This is a genomic window from Mesorhizobium sp. RSR565B (assembly GCF_054719465.1).
In genome coordinates this window covers 2226414-2244443 of record NZ_JBTTIE010000001.1, presented here as the reverse complement: position 1 = coordinate 2244443, position 18030 = coordinate 2226414, and the positions used below count along the sequence as shown (strand labels likewise).

The following is an 18030-nucleotide window of genomic DNA, read 5'->3' as shown; positions in this document are numbered from 1 at the left end:
ACACCCCTCATCCGTCTCGGCGCTTCGCGCCGATCCACCTTCTCCCACAAGGGGAGAAGGCAACGACGCGTCCGCCCCCAATCACGAAGCGGTGAACCATGTAACGAAGCCTCGGGCAGCGGCGAAGTGTGGGATGAACCCGCCGCAACGGAGACCCCCGATGACTGGACTTAACCCAAAACGCGCCGGCATGCTGGCTGCCGTAGGCGCCGCGCTGATGATGCTTGGCGGCACCGCCTTCGCCCAGCCGCTCACCGTGGTCGAATTGTTCACCAGCCAGGGCTGTTCGTCTTGCCCGCCGGCCAATGCCAATCTGATCAAGGTCAAGGACGAGCCGGGCGTTCTGGCGCTGTCGTTCAACGTCACCTACTGGGACTATCTCGGCTGGAAGGACATTTTCGGCCGCGAGGAATTTACCCAGCGCCAGGTGCGCTATGAGCCGTCGCTCGGCCGCTCCGGCCCGTTCACGCCGCAGGTCGTGGTCAATGGCGGTGCCGATGCGGTGGGTGCAGCGCCCGGCGAGATCGAGCAGCTGATTTCCGCGAGCGGTCACACGAACGGGCCGACGCTGTCGCTCGACGGCGGCAAGATCAGCATCGGCGCCGGTTCCGCGCCGGCCGGCCGCGCCGATGTCTGGCTGGTCCGCTACAACAAGGGCGTCATCGAAGTGCCGGTGGCGCGCGGCGAGAATACCGGGCGCACGCTGCCGCATGCCAATGTCGTGCACTCGCTGGAGAAACTCGGCAGCTGGAGCGGCGACGCCACCACACTGCCGCTGCCGGCGGCAAGCGGCGGGCTGAGCACCGCGGTGCTGGTGCAGTCGCCGGGTGGTGGGCCGATCCTGGCTGCAGCCGCCGACTGATTCTTTTTCTACGCAACGCCGCTAGCGCGGCATAACCGGGCCCGCATCCGCGCGCCCTCTTCAAGGAGGAAATACCATCATGACCAAGATCCTGACCGCACTCGCCTTTGCGCTTTCGATGACCGCCTTCGCCGCCGGCGCCCGCGCCGAAGACGCGACCAGCGCCATGAAGCCGGCGATGGCAACCGAGGCGATGAAGCCCGCTACCGATGCCATGGCGCCGGCGACCGATGCCATGAAGCCAGCCGACCCAATGGCGACGAATGCGATGAAACCCGCCACCGACGCCATGAAGCCGGCCGATGCCATGAAACCCGCAACGGATGCGATGAAGCCGGCGGACGCCATGGCGCCCGCGCAATAAGACTTGATCCCATGGCCCGGCCGCACAGTGGCCGGGCCATGGCACGGCAATTTGAGAAACCAGGCGGGACGTTCTGTCGTATAGTCTTCGCCACCATCAAGGAGATCAGACATGACCGGCATTGCAAGGACGAGAACGCCGATCTTCAAGAGCGCGCTTGCCGCGCTCATCGTCGCCGCCGCCGCGGCCGCCTTCTGGCAGAGCCCGGCGCGTTCGGCCGAGGACGCGGTGGTCATCCCGCCGCCGGCAATGGACGAGAAGGCCGCCAGCGGCAGCGAGAAGGCTATCTTCGCCGGCGGCTGCTTCTGGGGCGTGCAGGGCGTGTTCCAGCACGTCAAGGGCGTGACCAAGGCCGTCTCCGGCTACACCGGCGGCGCCAAGGATAACGCCGTCTACGAAACGGTCGGCAGCGGCCGCACCGGCCACGCCGAATCGGTCGAGATCACCTACGATCCGTCCAAGGTGACCTACGGCCAGCTGCTGCAGGTCTATTTCTCGGTCGCCCACAACCCGACGCAGCTGAACTATCAAGGGCCGGACTCGGGCACCCAGTACCGCTCGACCATCTTTGCCGAGAATGGCGAGCAGCAGAAGATCGCCCAGAGCTACATCGCCCAGCTCGACCAGGCCAAGGTGTTTGCCAAGCCGATCGTCACCACGCTGGAGACGGGCAAAACCTTCTATCCGGCCGAGGAATATCACCAGGACTTTCTGACGCTGAACCCGACCTACCCCTACATCGTCTACAACGACCTGCCCAAGGTGGCGAATTTGAAGGCGCTGTTCCCGGGGTTGTATAGCGAGAAGCCGGTGCTCGTGCTGGCGGGGAAGAGCTGAGCACCTAATCTCCCCCCTCGAGGGGGGATGTCGCCGGAGGCGACAGAGGGGGTCGGTCCGACCGGACGCGACCTCCTGCGGCAGAAGAAGGTTAGCGCTCCACGCGCGGCGACCCCCTCTGGCCTGCCGGCCATCTCCCCCTCAAGGGGGGAGATCAGCTCCCCTCAATCATACGTCAGATCCGTCGCCTTGCCCCCGAACACCCGATACGCATAGAACGAATAGAAGATGATCACCGGCAGCACGACCACCGTGCCGGCGAGGATGATGGCCAGGCTTTCCGTCGCCGACGCCGCCTGCCAGATGGTCAGCCTGTCGGGCACCACGAAGGGGTAGAACGACCAGGCAAGCCCGGCAAAGCCGAGCGCGAAGATGGCGGCGAGCGTCAGGAACGGCCGCAGCGCGTGGCGATCGTCGGGCTTGGGCAGATGGAAGGTCTGCCGCCACAGCCACAGGAACAGCAGCGCCGACAGGATCGGCAGCGGCGACAGATAGAGCATTTCGGGCCAGACGAACCATTTGGCGAAGATACGCGGACTGGCGAATGGGGTCGCCAGCGACACCGCCGCCATGCCGAGCGCGGTCAGCACAAGGGCCGTGCGCAGCCAGGCCACCGCCTTCCTCTGCAATTCGCCCTCGGTCTTGTAGATGACCCAGGCCGCGCCCATCGCTGCATAGGCCGCCGACAGGCAGAGCGCCACCAGCGCCCCGAAAGCGGTGCCGCCAAAACCGACATCGAGGCCGAGCACATAGACGCCGAGCATATAGCCTTGCGCCAGCGAGGCGATGACGGAACCGAGGAAGAAAATGCGGTTCCAGCGATGCTTCTTGCCGGCGGGCACCTTGGCGCGGAAATCGAAGGCGACGCCGCGCAGGATGAGGCCAACCAAAAGCACGAAGACCGGAATGTAGAGCGCGGTGAGGATGACGCCATGCGCCAGCGGAAAGGCGACCAGGAGCAGGCCGACGGCCAGCACCAGCCAGGTCTCGTTGGCATCCCAGAACGGGCCTATTGCCGCGATCATGGTGTCCTGCTCGGCATCTTCGGCGACCGAGAACAGGATGCCGATGCCGAGATCGAAACCGTCGAGAATGACGTAGATCAGGATGGCGAGGCCCATCAGGCCGGCGAAGATCAGGGGCAGCGCGGTTGGCCAGTCGAAGCTCATCGGTCTGTCATCCCTCTCATCAACGGTTCTGCCCTTCGCTATGGCTCCGGGCGTTCGTCATTCGGAAAGCCAAATCGTTGGCTTTTCGTCCGCTACGCGGACCATTCCTCACTCCGCTGCGGCCGGTTGCGACATCGCCGTCTTCATGACGCCCGGCAGCGGCGAGGTATCGCCGTCCTTGGCGGCCTTCAGCGCCAGGTGCACCAGCACGCCAAGATAGGCGATCAGCAGCAGCACATAGAGGATGAGATAGATGGCGAGCGTCAGCGCGACATGGCTGCCGGCGACCGGGCCGATAGCGTCGGCGGTTTTCAGCACGCCGGTGACCAGCCAGGGCTGGCGGCCGATTTCGGTGGTGTACCAGCCGGCCAGCGTCGCCAGCCAGCCGGAGAGCGCCATCGGCACCATCAGCATGGCCAGCGGCTTGGGCAGGCTGTGGCGGCGCTTGAGGAAGAAGGTCGCCGACCACGAGACGATGAGCATCAAAATGCCGGTGCCGACCATGATGCGGAAGCCCCAGAACACCGGGAAGACCGGCGGATGCAGGCCGGGATAGTCGTTGAGCCCCGGCACCATACCGCTGGTGGAATGGCGCAGCACCAGGCTGGCGCCGTCGGGAATGGCGATCTCGAATTTGTTTTCCTTCGCCGCCTCGTCGGGCAGCGCAAACAGCACCAGCGGCACGTTGGGGCCGGTATTCCAGTTCGCCTCCATGGCGGCGATCTTCTGCGGCTGGTGCTCCAGCGTATTCAGCCCGTGCTGGTCGCCGGCGAAGATCTGGATCGGGATCAGGATGGCGGCGGTGAAGACGCCGGTGCGCAGCGCCTTCCACATCGATTCCGACCGGTCGCCGGTGAGGTAGCGCAGCGCCGACAGGCCGGCGATCAGGAACGACACCGTCAGGCCGGAGGCAAGCAGCATATGCGTCAGACGGTAGGGCATGGACGGGTTGAAGACGATCGCCCACCAGTCGACGGGATGCGCCTTGCCGTCGATCATCTCGAAGCCGGCCGGCGTCTGCATCCAGGAGTTCAGCGCGATGATCCAGAAGGCCGACAGCGTGGTGCCGCCGGCGACCAACACCGTCGCCAGCGTGTGGACGCGGTTGGAGACGCGGCGGAAGCCGAACAGCATGATGCCGAGGAAGGCCGCTTCGAGGAAGAAGGCGGTGAGGATCTCGTAGGCAAGCAGCGGCCCGGCGATGTTGCCTACATGCTCCATATAGCCCGGCCAGTTGGTGCCGAACTGGAAGCTCATGGTGACGCCCGAGACCACGCCCATGGCGAAGGACAGCGCGAACACCTTTACCCAGGTGAAATAAGCGCGCATCCAGGCGGAATCGCCGGTGGCGTTGTAGCGGAGCTTGAAGAACAGCAGCACCCAGCCAAGCGCAATCGTGATGGTCGGAAACAGGATGTGGAACGAGATATTCGCCCCGAACTGCATTCGCGACAGGATGAGCGGGTCCATGCGGGCTCCGGCTGCTGTTTGTTGGCGCAGAATAGGCGGCGGATGCGGTCCGGTCAAAGCGGCTTGGCGTCACGCGGGGCGCGTTGTCGCAGCAGATGGGATCAATCCGTCAGTGCCCCGATACCCCCATACGAAACGGCAAAAGGGGAACGTTTGTCCACAATTGTCAGCAGCGGCATTGACTTCGCGCCGTGCGCACCGACATTCAGCGCAATAATAATCCCCGCCTCTTTCAAACAGTCGTTTTCGGCCTCATGTCTTCCACGAATTTGCCTTCCATCATTTCGATTTCCGGGGTCACCAAGACCTACGCCACCGGCTTCAAGGCGCTGAAGGAAATCAACCTCGACATCGAACGCGGCGAGATTTTCGCGCTGCTGGGGCCGAACGGCGCCGGCAAGACGACGCTGATCTCGATCGTCTGCGGCATCGTCAACCGTTCGTCGGGAACGGTGACCGTCGACGGCCACGACATCAACCGAGACTACCGCGCCGCGCGCAGCCTGATCGGGCTGGTGCCGCAGGAGCTGACCATCGACGCGTTCGAGAGCGTCTGGGCAACCGTCACCTACAGTCGCGGCCTGTTTGGCAAGCCGCCCAATCCGGGCTTCGTCGAAAAGGTGCTGCGCGACTTGTCGTTGTGGGACAAGAAGGACGCCAAGGCGATCACGCTGTCGGGCGGCATGAAGCGGCGGCTGATGATTGCAAAGGCGCTGTCACATGAGCCGCGCATCCTGTTCCTCGATGAACCCACGGCCGGCGTCGACGTCGAACTGCGCCAGGACATGTGGGCGATGGTGCGGCGGCTGCGCGACGATGGCGTCACCATCATCCTCACCACGCACTATATCGAAGAGGCCGAGGCGATGGCCGACCGTGTCGGTGTCATCAACCGCGGCGAGATCATCCTGGTCGAGGGCAAGGCCGAACTGATGCGCAAGCTCGGCCGCAAGCGCCTGATCGTCGAATTGCGCAACCCGCTCACCGCCATTCCCGGTGCATTCTCGCACTACGCGTTGGAGCTGTCGGACGATGGCACACAGCTGACCTACACCTATGACAACCAGAGCGAACGCCCCGGCGTCGCATCGCTGCTGCGCGAACTCGAGACGGCAGGCATCCAGTTCCGCGACATGGACACGCAAAACAGCTCGCTCGAGGAGATCTTCGTCAATCTATTGAGGCAAGAGCCATGAATTGGCGAGCAGTATGGGCGATCTACCGGGTCGAGATGGCGCGTGCGTTCCGCACCGTGCTGCAGAGCATCGTCTCGCCGGTGATCTCGACATCGCTTTATTTCGTCGTCTTCGGCTCGGCCATCGGCTCGCGCATCACCGAGATCGACGGCATCAGCTACGGCGCCTTCATCGTGCCCGGCCTGATCATGCTCTCACTGTTGACGCAGTCGATCTCCAACGCCTCCTTTGCCATCTATTTCCCGAAATTCGTCGGCTCCATCTACGAGCTCTTGTCGGCGCCGGTGTCGTATCTGGAGATCGTCATCGCCTATGTCGGCGGCGCCGCGACCAAGTCGATCATCCTCGGCTTGATCATCCTGGCGACGGCCTCGCTGTTCGTGCCGCTCACCATCCAGCATCCGTTCTGGATGCTGGCCTTCCTTGTCTTGACGGCGGTGACCTTCAGCCTGTTCGGCTTCATCATCGGCATCTGGGCGAAAAGCTTCGAGCAATTGCAGCTGGTGCCGCTGTTGATCATCACGCCGCTGACCTTCCTCGGCGGCAGCTTCTATTCGATCAACATGCTGCCCGAGACCTGGCGCACGGTGACGCTGTTCAACCCGGTCGTCTACCTGATCAGCGGTTTCCGCTGGAGCTTTTACGGCAACTCCGATGTCTCGGTCGCCGTCAGCCTGGGCATGACGATGGTGTTCCTCGCCATCTGCATCGCCATCGTCGCCTGGATCTTCCGCACCGGCTACCGGCTGCGCAACTGACCCTGCCGCTCTAAAGCGCGTCGCGTTTGAACGGACTCAGGCGACGCGCATTAGGTCTTTGTTCTTATGCATGTCGTTTGCTCAAAACCGGGACCACTTTTGAGCGACATGCAAATAGGCGATCGCCCGTGCGCCGGTCAAATCAACAGTTTTGCTGGGGGCAAATTGGCCACGTTGGCCGCCACGCTTCTTGCTAGATCGCCTTGATGAGGCGCAGCAACCCCAGCATCTCGATCAGCCTGCCCTCGCGGAAGGCGATGTAGGTCGGTTCTTCGACGCCATGGAAGCGGCGCTTGAACGCCGCCTGGCCCTTGAGGTTGAACTTGCTGCGGTTGACCCAGGGCGACTCATAGGCCCGCTCGAAGGCGTTGCGCCAGAAGCTCGATTCGGCAAAGCTGTTGGCTCCGACATCGAGCATCGGCGACAGGCCGAGCGTGACGACCGAAATGCCCTCATTGCGAAACCGGTCGACGGCGAATTTGGTCAGCCCGATTTCGGCATGCGGCGAGGCATCGATGTGCTTGCGCTTGAACGAGGTGGTGTAGCCGATCACCTTGCCATCCCGGAACATCGGATCGAAATCGAGCAGAGCGACGAGCTCGCCTTCCGGGCTGTAGAGCACGAAACGGCGCATATCGATGCCGAGATGATCGGCAAAGGGGCGGTTGAGGAACGCCATCTCCCAGCGCTTGACGATGCGGTCGGCCCGCCAGTTCTGTGACAGGCGCTGGACCTCGTCGAGATAGACCGCTCCTTCGCCAAAGGAAAACCCCTTCTTCAAGAGCCAGCGTTCGGAATAGCGCACGGTTTCGTTGCGCTTGCCGGAAAAATCGTGAGCCGGCAGCTCCAGCCGCGTGTCGACGCCGAGGCGGTTGACCTGGTAGCCGAGCCCTGCCAGAACGCGCGCCGTCGGTTCGCCGATCTGCACGAACCACGGGCTGTCGGCGGCTTCGACAAAGCGCCTGATATAGTCGGGCCGATCGGCCGGATGGGCGACCGGGTCACCGAGCGCGAAATGGTGCTTCATCTTGGTGCCGAAGGCGATGTAGCCGTCGGCGTCGCCGAAATAGGACAGTTTTTGCTGCACGGCGGTCGAATAGGCCAGCGAGAAGTCGCCGTGCCGGCGGACAAGCGCCAGCCGCTCGACATGCGAAAAATCCTGGCGCGGCACCTTGGCTGCGGCGCCCTCCAGCAGTCTGTCGAGAAAGATGCGCAAGGAGGGCATGGTCGAGCTTCCGCGTGCCGATGATAAACAGAGGCTTGCCCCCAAGGCCTCGAATCAGTCGCATTGACGCGACCTCATTATCGATCATATCGCCCCTGTGCCATATGGGACGTGCCATATAGGACGGGTCCCCATGGCGCACCTGAAAGGAAATCTCGACCGAATGGCGGCTGCGACAAGCGAAACGATGCCTATCGTCCTGGGGCCGAAAGGACTCGACGATACGGTTATCGTCATTGGCGCCGGAGCGGCGGGGCTGGCGGCCGCCGACGCGCTTGGCCGGCGCGGCGTGCGGGTCGTCGTGCTTGAAAAGGAGCCGCGGATCGCCGAACCGTGGCGACGGCGGCACGAGAAGCTGACCCTCAACACGCATCGCGCGCTGTCGGCCCTGCCCGGCCTTGCCTATCCGCCACGCACCGCCGCCTTTCCGAACAAGGATGCCATCGTCGGTTATCTCGAGGATTTTGCCCGCGGGCGCGGCATAAGGGTCGAATTCGGCACCGCCGTCGAGCGGATCGAACGCAGAGGCAATGGCTGGCTCGTCCATACGGGCCGGGAAACGCTGAGCGCCCGCAATGTCATCGTCGCCACCGGCCGCGACCGCTTGCCATGGACGCCGGACTGGCAAGGCAAGGCGACTTTCACTGGCAAACTTGTCCACGCCGCCGATTTCGGCACAGCGCAGGACTATGTGGGCAAAAGCGTGCTGGTGGTCGGGGCCGGAAATTCCGGCTTCGACGTGCTCAACCACCTCGCCCGTGCCGACACCAAGGCCATCTGGTTGTCAGCCAGGCAGGGTCCGTCACTGATGCCGAAGCGGATCGGCAAGGTCGCGGTGGCGCGCTTCGGCGGTTTCATGGCGATGCTGCCGACTTGGATTGCCGATGCCGCGATTGCCGCGACGCAGCGGCTGGTGTTCGGCGACCTCACCCGCTTCGGCCTGCCGCCAGCGCCGAAGGGCGGCGCCAGCCGGCTCGGTGTCGAGCAGATCGCGATTGCCGTTGATGACGGCGCCGTCGCCGCGCTGAAGGCCGGATGGATTTCGGTGGTGGCGCCGGTGGCGGCTTTCGAAGGCGCTGGCGTGCGGCTGAACGACGGCACGGTGCTCGAGCCGGATGTGGTGATTGCGGCAACCGGCTATCGCACCGGCCTGGAGGCCATGCTGGGCGATCTCGGCGTGCTCGACGCCAAGGGCGTGCCGAAGGCCAATGGCGGCATCCCGAGCGGCCAGCCCGGCCTGTGGTTCATTGGCATGCGGCCAAGCCTGACCAGCTATTTTCACAGCGCCGGCCTGCAGGCCGAAGCGATTGCCCGTCAGATCGCCAAGGGGTTGTAGACGAGCGCTTCTGGACGGAGAACCACCGCACTTCGGGCTGCTGCTGTGGCGCGGACTGGTGGTTCAACGCATCTGCAAGACGGGATCGAATATCCTGGCGATTGGCTGAAACGCCGATCCCGTCGTCATCCACGGGCGAAGCAAGGAGCGTAGCGACGCGGCGCAGACCCGAGGATCCATGCCGTGACTTCTGAGCTACGCTGCGTTGCAGGTTCTGCTCCGCTGCTTCCACGGCCAAGGCATGACCCCTGGGTCTCCGCGACGGAGCTTCGCTCCTGCTTCGCCCAAGGACGACGAAGTTGAGATGCTTGCGGCCAACTTCCAAAACAGGCGCTTGAACTCGTTCATTGCATTATTATATAACATGTTATACTTATCCAGGAGACGGACCACCCATGGAAGACATCATTCGATCCCTTGGCTATCTCACCCTCGGCAGCAGGCTGAAGCGCATCGGCGAGCAGTTGCAGGCCGATACGCAGCGCATGCTCGATGGGCTGGAGGTGCCGGTGCAGTCCAGCCAGTATCCTCTGCTGGCCGCGCTCGACCGGCTTGGGCCGCTGCCTGTCGGCGAACTGGCGCAGTCACTGGGGATCACCCAGCCGGGGGTGACGCGCAGCGTGGCGCTGCTGGCCGAGTTGGGGCTGGTCGAGGCCGCGCCATCGGACGACGACCAGCGCCGCAGGATGATCTCGCTGACCGCGAACGGCCAGCGCCTGGTCGACAAGGCGAAGCGGAACGTTTGGCCGCGCATCGAGAACGCCGTTGCCGACTTGTGCAAAGGCCTTGCAGGGCCGCTTCTCGAACAACTCTCGGCAATGGAGGACGGCCTGGCGGCGGCCCCGCTCGATCGTCGTGTGAAGCAGGATGCTGCGCCATGAGCCATGTCCTCGATCGTCCGGTCTGGAGCGCGCTCGACACGCGGCATCGGATCTTTGCGTATGGCGACAGGCTCGCCAGGCGCTATCCCTCCTCGATCGTCCCCTTCGCGGCTTCCGGGGCAGACGGCGCTGAGAGCCTGCAGGCGCTCGCAAGCCTCATTCCTGCAGGTCAGAGCGTGTTCATGCTCCAGGCGGACCCCATTGCCTTGCCGCCGGAACTGACCGCGACCGTGACCGCCTTCGGCGTTCAGATGGTTGCCGAGGCGCCATTGCCTTCCGTGTCGGACGAGCGTGTGCAGCAGCTGACGCAGGACGACGCGGCCGAGATGCTTGCTTTGGCGTCACTGACCAAGCCCGGCCCGTTCACGCTCAAGGCGCTGAGCCTCGGCGAGTTCTGGGGCGTGAAGATCGGCGGCCGGCTGGCGGGGATGGCCGGCGAGCGCATGAAGCAGCCCGGCTACAGCGAACTCAGCGGCGTCTGCTCGCATCCCGAATTTCGCGGCAGCGGCCTCGGCCGGCTGCTGTCGGTGTTCGTGGCCAACCGAATTTTTGCGCGCGGCGAAATTCCCTACCTGCATGCCTATGCCAGCAATGCCGGCGCGGTCCGGTTGTACGAGTCCATCGGCTTCAGGCTGAGGGCAGAGATGAATGTGGCCGTCGTGCAGCGCGCCGGCTAGAGGCCTTTGTTTTTTACCCAATTCCGGACGGAAACCGCTTCACACTTTTCTGGAATTGCTCCAGGCCGCCTTGCAGGCCTCAGGCTGATTTCGGCTCCAACCGGCGGAAACCCACGGTTTCCATAAGCATATCTTCCTCGACCATGCCGGCATTGTGCAGCGCAAGCAGGTTCAGCGCGATCTCCCGCGCATCCGCGGAATCGGGATGCACGTCGCGCCTGCGGCAGGCTTCGTCGAACACGCGTTGCAGCCTGGCGATGTCGTCGGGTTTCAGCAGGCCACGGTCATAGACGGACTTTGGCATCGCAGTCTCCTCCAGAAGACGTAGGACGCCATGTTTAAAAGTCCATTCTTTTCTAATGCTTGAGCGCAGCTGCCTGGGTTTGCACGAATCCGACCGAGCGTGGCAGTCAGACCGCGATCGCGCTGCCATTCATTCAGCACCTCGGCCGTGGCCTGTTCCGCCGCAGTCTGCTTGACGTGCCGCCACGCTTGCGAAACAAGAGCTGCCACAAAGGACAGCGAGGCACAAAAGTGAGTTTCTGGGGACTGGCGCAGCTCGTCATTTCGACGGTGATCTTCCTGCTGGCGGCCATCGCGGCCAAGCAATGGGGGCTGGCGCCAAGCCTTGGCAAGATCGTGCTGACACTGGCGCTCTATACGGCGGGCAATCTGATGATGCTGCGGCTGGTTCGTGAGTTCGGCATGTCGGTGTCGTTCAGCCTGTCGGCGGTGATCCAGCTGGTGGCGGTCAATGTGGTGGCGCTGGTGTTCTTCGGCGAACGCGTCAATGCCTTGCAGGCGACCGGCATCGTGCTGGCCATCGCGGCGGTGGTGCTGATCTCGCTCGGGCCTTACCTGCAGGGGCGACTGTAATCCGATGAAGACCCCGCGTGCGTTCACCAACTGGCTTGAATTTCCGGTGCTGCTGGCCGGGCTGGTGATAGCCGCCGGGCTGTGGGGCTTCGAGGAACTGATGGAGGTGGCGCGGGCCACCACGCCGCACGCTTTCGATACTGAGATCCTGCTCGCTTTCCGAAAAGTGGGTCAGCCGGATGTTCCCGTCGGCCCGGCATGGCTGGAAGGCGCGATGCGCGACATCACCAGCCTCGGCAGCTCCAGCGTGCTGGTGCTGATCGTAACGGCGGTGATCGTCTACCTCCTGCTGATCCGTAGGCCGAGGACGGCGCTGCTGATCTTTGTCGCGGTGGCTGGCGGGCAGCTGCTGTCGACCTTGCTCAAGGCCGGCATCGACCGGCCGCGCCCCGATCTTGTCTCGCACCTGGCCAACGAGACGTCGCTGTCGTTTCCCAGCGGCCACGCCATGCTGTCGGCGGTGACCTATCTCACGCTGGGCTCGCTGGCAGCGCGCTTCCTGCCGGGACGAACGACGAAAATCTATGTCCTCAGCCTGGCGGTGCTGGTAACGCTGCTGGTCGGCGTCAGCCGCGTCTATCTCGGCGTCCACTGGCCTTCCGACGTGCTGGCGGGATGGTGCGCCGGCTTCACCTGGGCGACGCTGTGCTGGCTGGCGGCGCGAATGCTGCAGCGGAACAAGGCGGTGGCCGGTGGCAACGAGCCCGAAGATTGACGATCCGGAGCGACATTCAAATCAGCCGGTTGATCAGCCCGTGTCCGCAGCCTGCCAGCAGAAAAACCGCCGACAGCAAGGCTGCCGACGTCGTCAAGGTCCTGAAAATCTTCAACTGATATTTCCCCGCCAAAGAGCCAAGGCGGTTAACGTAGCATGCTCATCCCGTATCCCGCCATCCGGCTTTGTGAGGAGATCATGTTTCATGTATGCTTTATGATGGTTGAAACATCACTATGATTGTATTACACGTCGTCTCCGCAGACTCAGACGGGGGTTCCGACCGATGATCACTGCCGCCCAGATGCGCGCCGCGAGGGCGCTGGCCGGCATCGATCAGAAGACACTCGCCGAGCGTGCCGGCGTTTCGCTTCCGACAATCCAGCGCATGGAAGCGAGTGACGGCGTGGTCAGGGGTGTGGTCGATACGCTGATGAAGGTTATCCAGGCTCTCGACGAGGCCGGGGTGGAGCTCATCGGCGAGAACCAGACCAGCGAGCGCGGCGGCCGGGGCGTGCGCCTCAAGCCGGTCGCGCCGCCGAACCCGCAAGGCTGAGCCGGCATATAGTCGCGACGGCGACCGCCGACAGTCCTGCCGACGATCCCGCCGCCTTCACGCAAGCGGAAGGCAGTCCATGGATCAGATCCGGCGGGCAGTGCATCAACCGGCCCAGAAGTCGGCAAAGCCGACATTTTCAGAGCTGTTCACGCCCAAGCTGGTGACGGTCTGGCGCGAAGGTTACCGCCTGCCGCAGTTCAAGGCCGACTTCATGGCCGGGCTGACCGTCGCTATTGTCGCGTTGCCGCTGTCGATGGCGATTGCGATTGCTTCGGGCGTGACGCCGGAGCGCGGCCTGTTCACGGCCATTGTCGGCGGCTTCATCGTCTCGGCGCTCGGCGGCAGCCGCTTCCAGATCGGCGGCCCGGCCGGCGCCTTCATCGTGCTGGTGGCGGCGACGGTGCAGCGCGAAGGCGTTGACGGACTGCTGCTGGCGACGATGATGGCCGGCATCTTCCTGCTCGCCATCGGCTATCTCCGGCTCGGAACCTATATCAAATTCATCCCTTACCCGGTGACGGTCGGCTTCACCGCCGGCATCGCAGTCATCATCTTCTCCGGCCAGATCGTCGAACTGTTCGGGCTGAGGCTTGCCGGGCCGGAGCCCGGGCCGCTGCTGCCGAAGCTGATGGCGATCGGCCACGCGGCCGGCACGCTCAATATCTCGGCAACGCTGGTGGCGGCGCTGACCATCGCCACCATCGTCGGGGTGAAGCGCTGGCGGCCCGGCTGGCCGGGCATGCTGATCGCCGTCGGACTGGCCTCCCTTGTCGTGGCGCTGCTTTCGCTGCCGGCGGAAACGATCGGCACCCGCTATGGCGGCATTCCGCGCAGCCTGCCGTTGCCGGCACTGCCGGCACTCAACCTCGACAAGGCGCTTGCGGTGCTGCCGGATGCGGTGGCTTTTGCGCTGCTCGGCGCCATCGAATCGCTGCTCTCGGCCGTGGTCGCCGATGGCATGACCGGGCGGCGTCACCGTTCCAATTGCGAACTGGTGGCGCAAGGCTTTGCCAACATCGCGTCTGCCCTGTTCGGCGGCATCTGCACCACCGGCACCATCGCCCGCACCGCCACCAATGTGCGGGCCGGCGCGCATGGGCCGGTTTCCGGCATGCTGCATTCGCTTTTTCTGCTGGTCTTCATGCTGGTGGCCGCACCGCTGGCCAGCTACATCCCGCTTGCCGCCCTTGCGGGTGTGCTGGCGGTTGTCTGCTGGAACATGTTCGAGAAGCAGGCCTTCGCCACGTTGCTGCGCGCTTCGCGCGGCGACGCCCTGGTGCTGATGGCAACCTTCCTGATCGTCGTCTTCCGCGACCTCACCGAAGGCATCGTCGTCGGTTTCGCGCTAGGCTCGATCCTGTTCATCGATCGTATGGCCAAGTCGATCGCCGTGGAGGCGGATTTGCCGCTGGTGCAGGACGATGTCGCCGACAGCAGCGGCCGCGCCTACGATGCAAGCGAGGCAAGCGACGCCGACACCGTCGTCTATCGCATCTCCGGCGCCTTCTTCTTCGGCGCCGCCTCGACTGTCGGCACGGTGCTCGACCGCATCGCCGACCAGCGCAAGAACTTCATCCTCGATTGTTCGGCGGTGCCGTTCTTCGATTCCACCGCGGCCAATGTCATCGAGGGCGCGGCACACAAGGCGAAGCGCGCCGGGGTGCGTTTCATCATCGCCGGCGCCTCGGCGCAGACACGGCGCATGCTGATCAACCACGGGGTCAAGCGGCCGCTGGTGACCTTTGCCGCTTCGATCAAGGATGCGCGGGCGCAACTCAAAGCCGCGCCCGCTGGCTGAGCCGGCAAGTGTGCGCCGTCAGTCCAGGCTCAGCACCGCGATCTCGCCTTCGTTCATCAGCGGCACATAGATCACGGATTTGCCGTCGGTGCCGATGTCGGCGCTACCCCGCTTGAACTGCGCCACAGCCTCCGGCGTGCCGCCAACCTTGTAGCGATAGAGCCTGCCGGTCATGTAGGCGGTGGCGTAGATGCTGTCGCCGATGGCGACGACGCCATCAAGGTCGGCAAAGTTTTGTGCGCCAGGCAGCGGCGTCACGGCTTTCGTCGCGAGATCGACCGACAGCAGGCCCCCGGGCGCGGCAGTGCTGAAGTCCGGCTTGATGCCCTTGCCCCAGGACGCCACGATCAGCCGGTCGCGATCGGCAAAGATGCCGTTGGGTGCGGCGAGCTTCGCATCCTTCACGAAAAGTTCCGGCTTGTCGCCGTCAATGCGGTAGATCGCATCGGCAAGCATGTCGGTGACATAAACCTTGCCCGAACTGTCCGATGTCACGTCATTGAGGAAAACGGCGCCGGGCACATCGATGGTCGAGATGAGCTTGCCGCTGGCGAGATCGACGATGCGCACCTTGGTGATGTCGGCGACGTAGAGCTTGCCGCCGGAGATCGCCGAGCCCTTCGGTGCATCCATGCCGGCGGTCCAGTGCCGGCTAACGACCTTGCCGTCCAGCGATAGCACCGAGAGATAGCCGTTGCCGTCGGCTTCACCGGGATTGCCGACGATGTTGGAGACGATGATGCGGTGGTTGGCGGCATCGAACAGCGCCGATTCCGGTTGCTCGAAGCCCGATGCGCGCCAGAGTTCGGCGGCCTCGGCCGCAGGCACGAGCGCGATAGCGAAGGCGGCGAGACAAATAGAGGGGATGAGGGTTTTCATGGCCAGGTCTCCTGTGATGGATGGCGGAGAGCTAGGAGTTTCGATACTTTCCGGAAGGACGATTCGAGCTAGTATCGGAAACCGATACGAAATGGCGCAAAAGAGGTGCATTCCATGAACAGCCTGATCTTCGAGGCGCTGAAGCGGACGCTGAAGGCCAAGGGCGTCACGTATCGTGAGCTTGCCGGGCGGATGGGCGTTTCCGAGCCGACGGTCAAGCGCATCTTCCACGAGCGCAACTGCAAGCTCGACCGTCTCGTCGGGATCTGCGCTGCCGCCGGCGTCGAGCTGGAAAACGTGCTGGGGTCGATGAACCGGGGGCCGGGACCGGTCAACCGCATCGCGCCGGAGGTCGAGCGCAAGCTTGCGGGACGGCCGGCGCTGCTGTTCATCTTCGTCATGCTGTCGGAGAAATTTACGCCCGAGGGCGTCATGCGCTCGCAAGGCTTGAGCGAAGCGTCGATGTTCCTCTATCTGCGCGATCTCGAAGCGCTCGGCCTCATTGCGCTGGGCAGCGGGTTGTCGGCACGGCTGCTGGTCGACACACCGATCCAGTGGAATTTCGAAGGGCCGCTCAGGCCGCTATTCGAGATGACAAACAAGAATTTCATCGGCTGGGCGATCACCCATCTGGAGCGGGAAGCGACCTTCGTCTCTTTCTCCAGGCGGATGCGGCCGGAGACGGCGGAGATGGTGAAGCGCGAGGCGGAGGAACTGGCCGAGCGCGCCAAACTGCTCGCCCATCACGACCAGCACACGACGCCGGAAGACGGGCTGACCGGCTACAAATGGACATTTGCTTTTGGCGCAACCCCGTTTCCGGCGATCATGCCGATCGGCCCGCACCCCAGGGATGCCGGTGCGTCCGACCGGCCCACCGCTCCGGCAAAGGGACGCCGCCCGTTGCCGGCTTGACGCGCCAGCCGCGTTTCAAAAACGAAACCATGATAGAGTTCGCGCGCTGATTTGCCAGACTGTACGGGGCGGGTTTGCCGAATGCGTGACCGTCCCCGCAAAATCGAAGTGATCCTATGCCGACCGCGCCAACACTTGAACTTCGCCGCTATTCGCGCCTGAAAAATTTGCGGGAGCGCGCAGAACGCCAGGGTGCTGCATTGCAGTTCTGGGCGCGCACGGCATCGCTCGCCGTGATCTCCTGCTTCTTTTCCTTGATCAGCCGCTGGGAGGCCTCGCTGCTCTTCGTGCTGGCGGGCCTAGCGCTGTTCCAGCTCGTCGGCCTGATCCAGTTTCGCTTTGCGCGCCGTCGCAACGCGCCATGGTGGATCGGTTACCTCGTCGGTACGCTGGACATCATTCTGTTGACCGTTCTGCTGGTAACGCCCAACCCGTTTTCCCTCGAGGTCGCGCCGGCTGCGATGCAACTGCGCGAGGGCAGCTTCAAATTCCTGCTGATTTTCGTATGCCTAGGCGCGCTGACCCTTTCGACGCGATTGGCGCTCTATCTCGGCGCGCTCGCGGCCTTGACGTGGACGATCGGGGTGGGATGGGTGGTTTTGCATGCGGGAACCGTCATTCCGGCAACGAACCTCTATTCGCTGCCGATGACAGAGCGACTGAATCTCTATCTCAACCCCAATTTCGTCGATACGTTCGCGCAGGCGACCAATGTGTTGGTTGTCCTGATTATCGGCGCGATCATGGCGCTGGTCGTCTCCCGTTCCCGGCATCTGTCGGAAGACTATGTCAAGGCAGAGCGCGCCCGCGCCAATCTCGCCCGGCATTTTTCGCCCAATGTCGTCGACCAGCTCGCCTCGGATGACGAGCCCTTCGGTCCGGTCCGCCGGCAGGATATCGCGGTGCTGTTCGCCGACATCGTCGGCTTCACACACTATTCCGAGGATCATCCGGCCGAAGCAGTGTTCGAACTACTGCGTCAGTTCCACCGTCGCATGGAGCAGGTCGTTTTCGACCACCATGGCACCGTCGACAACTATATCGGCGATTGCATCATGGCGACCTTCGGGGTTCCGCAAGCCAGCCATGACGACGCAACCCGGGCCATCCGGTGCGCTGAAGCGATGATCGCCGCTATCGAAGACTGGAATGTCCAGCGTGTGTCCAGGGGATATCCGCCGCTGGACGTTCGGATCGGTGCACAATATGGCGCCGTCGTCCTCGGCGCGGTCGGCAGCGAGCGCAACCTGTCCTTCGCGGTGGTGGGCGACACCGTCAACGTCGCCAGCCGTTTGCAGGCGCTCTGCCGGGAACTTCAGGCGAATATTTGCTTTGGGTCACGACTGATTGAGGCCGCGAAGGCGGAATCGCCAACGACACGGTTGAATGCGCGCGATCATGGGCCGGTGAGCATCCGCGGCCGGGACGAACCGGTCCATGTCTGGGTCGAACACAGGGCCGAAAACCAGGGCGCCATCGCGGTTTCGGCGTGATGCAGGCCGCCATGTGAGAC

19 protein-coding genes are annotated in these 18030 nt (G+C 63.8%); 14 read left to right on the top strand and 5 right to left on the bottom strand.

Annotation, left to right across the window (positions count from 1 at the left end):
• Positions 1-160 precede the first annotated feature (160 nt).
• From ACYG9R_RS10845 to msrA, 3 genes are all read left to right on the top strand, one after another.
• Entirely contained in the window at positions 161-862 is a 702-nt protein-coding gene (locus ACYG9R_RS10845) for a DUF1223 domain-containing protein (protein ID WP_023824048.1), read from the top strand.
• A 79-nt stretch (positions 863-941) separates the two neighbouring features.
• A complete protein-coding gene (locus tag ACYG9R_RS10840; RefSeq protein WP_023824047.1) occupies positions 942-1226 on the top strand; it encodes a hypothetical protein in 285 nt (94 codons plus the stop codon).
• A gap of 111 nt (positions 1227-1337) precedes the next feature.
• Positions 1338-2063: a peptide-methionine (S)-S-oxide reductase MsrA gene (gene msrA / locus ACYG9R_RS10835; RefSeq protein ID WP_023824046.1), complete on the top strand. Its 726-nt coding sequence runs from the start codon at positions 1338-1340 to the stop codon at positions 2061-2063.
• A 164-nt stretch (positions 2064-2227) separates the two neighbouring features.
• On the opposite strand, the gene ACYG9R_RS10830 is transcribed toward msrA, so the two are convergent.
• Both ACYG9R_RS10830 and ACYG9R_RS10825 read right to left on the bottom strand, forming a co-directional pair.
• On the bottom strand, positions 2228-3232 hold the full coding sequence (locus ACYG9R_RS10830) for a cytochrome d ubiquinol oxidase subunit II (RefSeq protein WP_023824045.1): 1005 nt from the start codon (positions 3230-3232) through the stop codon (positions 2228-2230).
• A gap of 108 nt (positions 3233-3340) precedes the next feature.
• A complete protein-coding gene (locus ACYG9R_RS10825) occupies positions 3341-4702 on the bottom strand; it encodes a cytochrome ubiquinol oxidase subunit I (RefSeq protein ID WP_023824044.1) in 1362 nt (453 codons plus the stop codon).
• 269 nt (positions 4703-4971) lie between these two features.
• Here ACYG9R_RS10825 and ACYG9R_RS10820 point away from each other — a divergent pair, with 269 nt between their 5' ends.
• The gene (locus ACYG9R_RS10820; protein ID WP_023805831.1) at positions 4972-5898 is read left to right on the top strand and encodes an ABC transporter ATP-binding protein; all 927 of its coding nucleotides are present in this window, start codon (positions 4972-4974) and stop codon (positions 5896-5898) included.
• Positions 5895-6656, top strand: coding sequence for an ABC transporter permease (locus tag ACYG9R_RS10815; protein WP_023824043.1), 762 nt, complete (start codon positions 5895-5897; stop codon positions 6654-6656). The genes ACYG9R_RS10820 and ACYG9R_RS10815 overlap by 4 nt, the downstream gene beginning before the upstream one ends.
• A gap of 193 nt (positions 6657-6849) precedes the next feature.
• Here the strand turns inward: ACYG9R_RS10815 and ACYG9R_RS10810 are convergent, their stop codons facing one another.
• Positions 6850-7881, bottom strand: a complete 1032-nt coding sequence (locus tag ACYG9R_RS10810; protein WP_023673268.1) for a phosphatidylglycerol lysyltransferase domain-containing protein — start codon at positions 7879-7881, stop codon at positions 6850-6852.
• Positions 7882-8014: 133 nt separating this feature from the next.
• Between ACYG9R_RS10810 and ACYG9R_RS10805 the strand changes: the two genes are divergently transcribed.
• The 3 genes from ACYG9R_RS10805 (at position 8015) to ACYG9R_RS10795 (ending at position 10775) form a co-directional block, all read left to right on the top strand.
• Positions 8015-9217, top strand: coding sequence for a flavin-containing monooxygenase (locus ACYG9R_RS10805; RefSeq protein ID WP_348528135.1), 1203 nt, complete (start codon positions 8015-8017; stop codon positions 9215-9217).
• A gap of 395 nt (positions 9218-9612) precedes the next feature.
• Positions 9613-10098 (top strand): MarR family winged helix-turn-helix transcriptional regulator, encoded by a 486-nt coding sequence (locus tag ACYG9R_RS10800; RefSeq protein WP_023714444.1) that lies wholly within the window; start codon positions 9613-9615, stop codon positions 10096-10098.
• The gene (locus tag ACYG9R_RS10795) at positions 10095-10775 is read left to right on the top strand and encodes a GNAT family N-acetyltransferase (RefSeq protein WP_023824042.1); all 681 of its coding nucleotides are present in this window, start codon (positions 10095-10097) and stop codon (positions 10773-10775) included. The genes ACYG9R_RS10800 and ACYG9R_RS10795 overlap by 4 nt, the downstream gene beginning before the upstream one ends.
• Positions 10776-10854: 79 nt before the next feature.
• Here ACYG9R_RS10795 and ACYG9R_RS10790 read toward each other — a convergent pair whose 3' ends face one another.
• Positions 10855-11079: a hypothetical protein gene (locus tag ACYG9R_RS10790; RefSeq protein WP_023687518.1), complete on the bottom strand. Its 225-nt coding sequence runs from the start codon at positions 11077-11079 to the stop codon at positions 10855-10857.
• Positions 11080-11309: 230 nt separating this feature from the next.
• On the opposite strand from ACYG9R_RS10790, the gene ACYG9R_RS10785 reads away from it, so the two are divergent.
• The 4 genes from ACYG9R_RS10785 (at position 11310) to ACYG9R_RS10770 (ending at position 14723) form a co-directional block, all read left to right on the top strand.
• On the top strand, positions 11310-11651 hold the full coding sequence (locus ACYG9R_RS10785; protein WP_023681268.1) for a hypothetical protein: 342 nt from the start codon (positions 11310-11312) through the stop codon (positions 11649-11651).
• 4 nt (positions 11652-11655) lie between these two features.
• Positions 11656-12366 carry a phosphatase PAP2 family protein gene (locus tag ACYG9R_RS10780; RefSeq protein WP_023710371.1) on the top strand — a complete coding sequence of 237 codons (711 nt, stop codon included), beginning with the start codon at positions 11656-11658 and terminating at the stop codon, positions 12364-12366.
• Positions 12367-12652: 286 nt separating this feature from the next.
• Complete coding sequence (locus ACYG9R_RS10775) at positions 12653-12922, top strand: helix-turn-helix domain-containing protein (RefSeq protein ID WP_023673276.1); 270 nt, start codon at positions 12653-12655, stop codon at positions 12920-12922.
• Positions 12923-13001: 79 nt separating this feature from the next.
• Positions 13002-14723 (top strand): SulP family inorganic anion transporter, encoded by a 1722-nt coding sequence (locus ACYG9R_RS10770; RefSeq protein WP_023824041.1) that lies wholly within the window; start codon positions 13002-13004, stop codon positions 14721-14723.
• An 18-nt stretch (positions 14724-14741) separates the two neighbouring features.
• Here ACYG9R_RS10770 and ACYG9R_RS10765 read toward each other — a convergent pair whose 3' ends face one another.
• Complete coding sequence (locus ACYG9R_RS10765; protein WP_023824040.1) at positions 14742-15602, bottom strand: SMP-30/gluconolactonase/LRE family protein; 861 nt, start codon at positions 15600-15602, stop codon at positions 14742-14744.
• 114 nt (positions 15603-15716) lie between these two features.
• On the opposite strand from ACYG9R_RS10765, the gene ACYG9R_RS10760 reads away from it, so the two are divergent.
• Together ACYG9R_RS10760 and ACYG9R_RS10755 are read left to right on the top strand one after the other, a co-directional pair.
• The gene (locus ACYG9R_RS10760; protein WP_023714447.1) at positions 15717-16517 is read left to right on the top strand and encodes a helix-turn-helix domain-containing protein; all 801 of its coding nucleotides are present in this window, start codon (positions 15717-15719) and stop codon (positions 16515-16517) included.
• Between the two features lie 116 nt (positions 16518-16633).
• Positions 16634-18010, top strand: coding sequence for an adenylate/guanylate cyclase domain-containing protein (locus ACYG9R_RS10755; RefSeq protein ID WP_023824039.1), 1377 nt, complete (start codon positions 16634-16636; stop codon positions 18008-18010).
• The last annotated feature ends 20 nt before the right edge of the window (positions 18011-18030 follow it).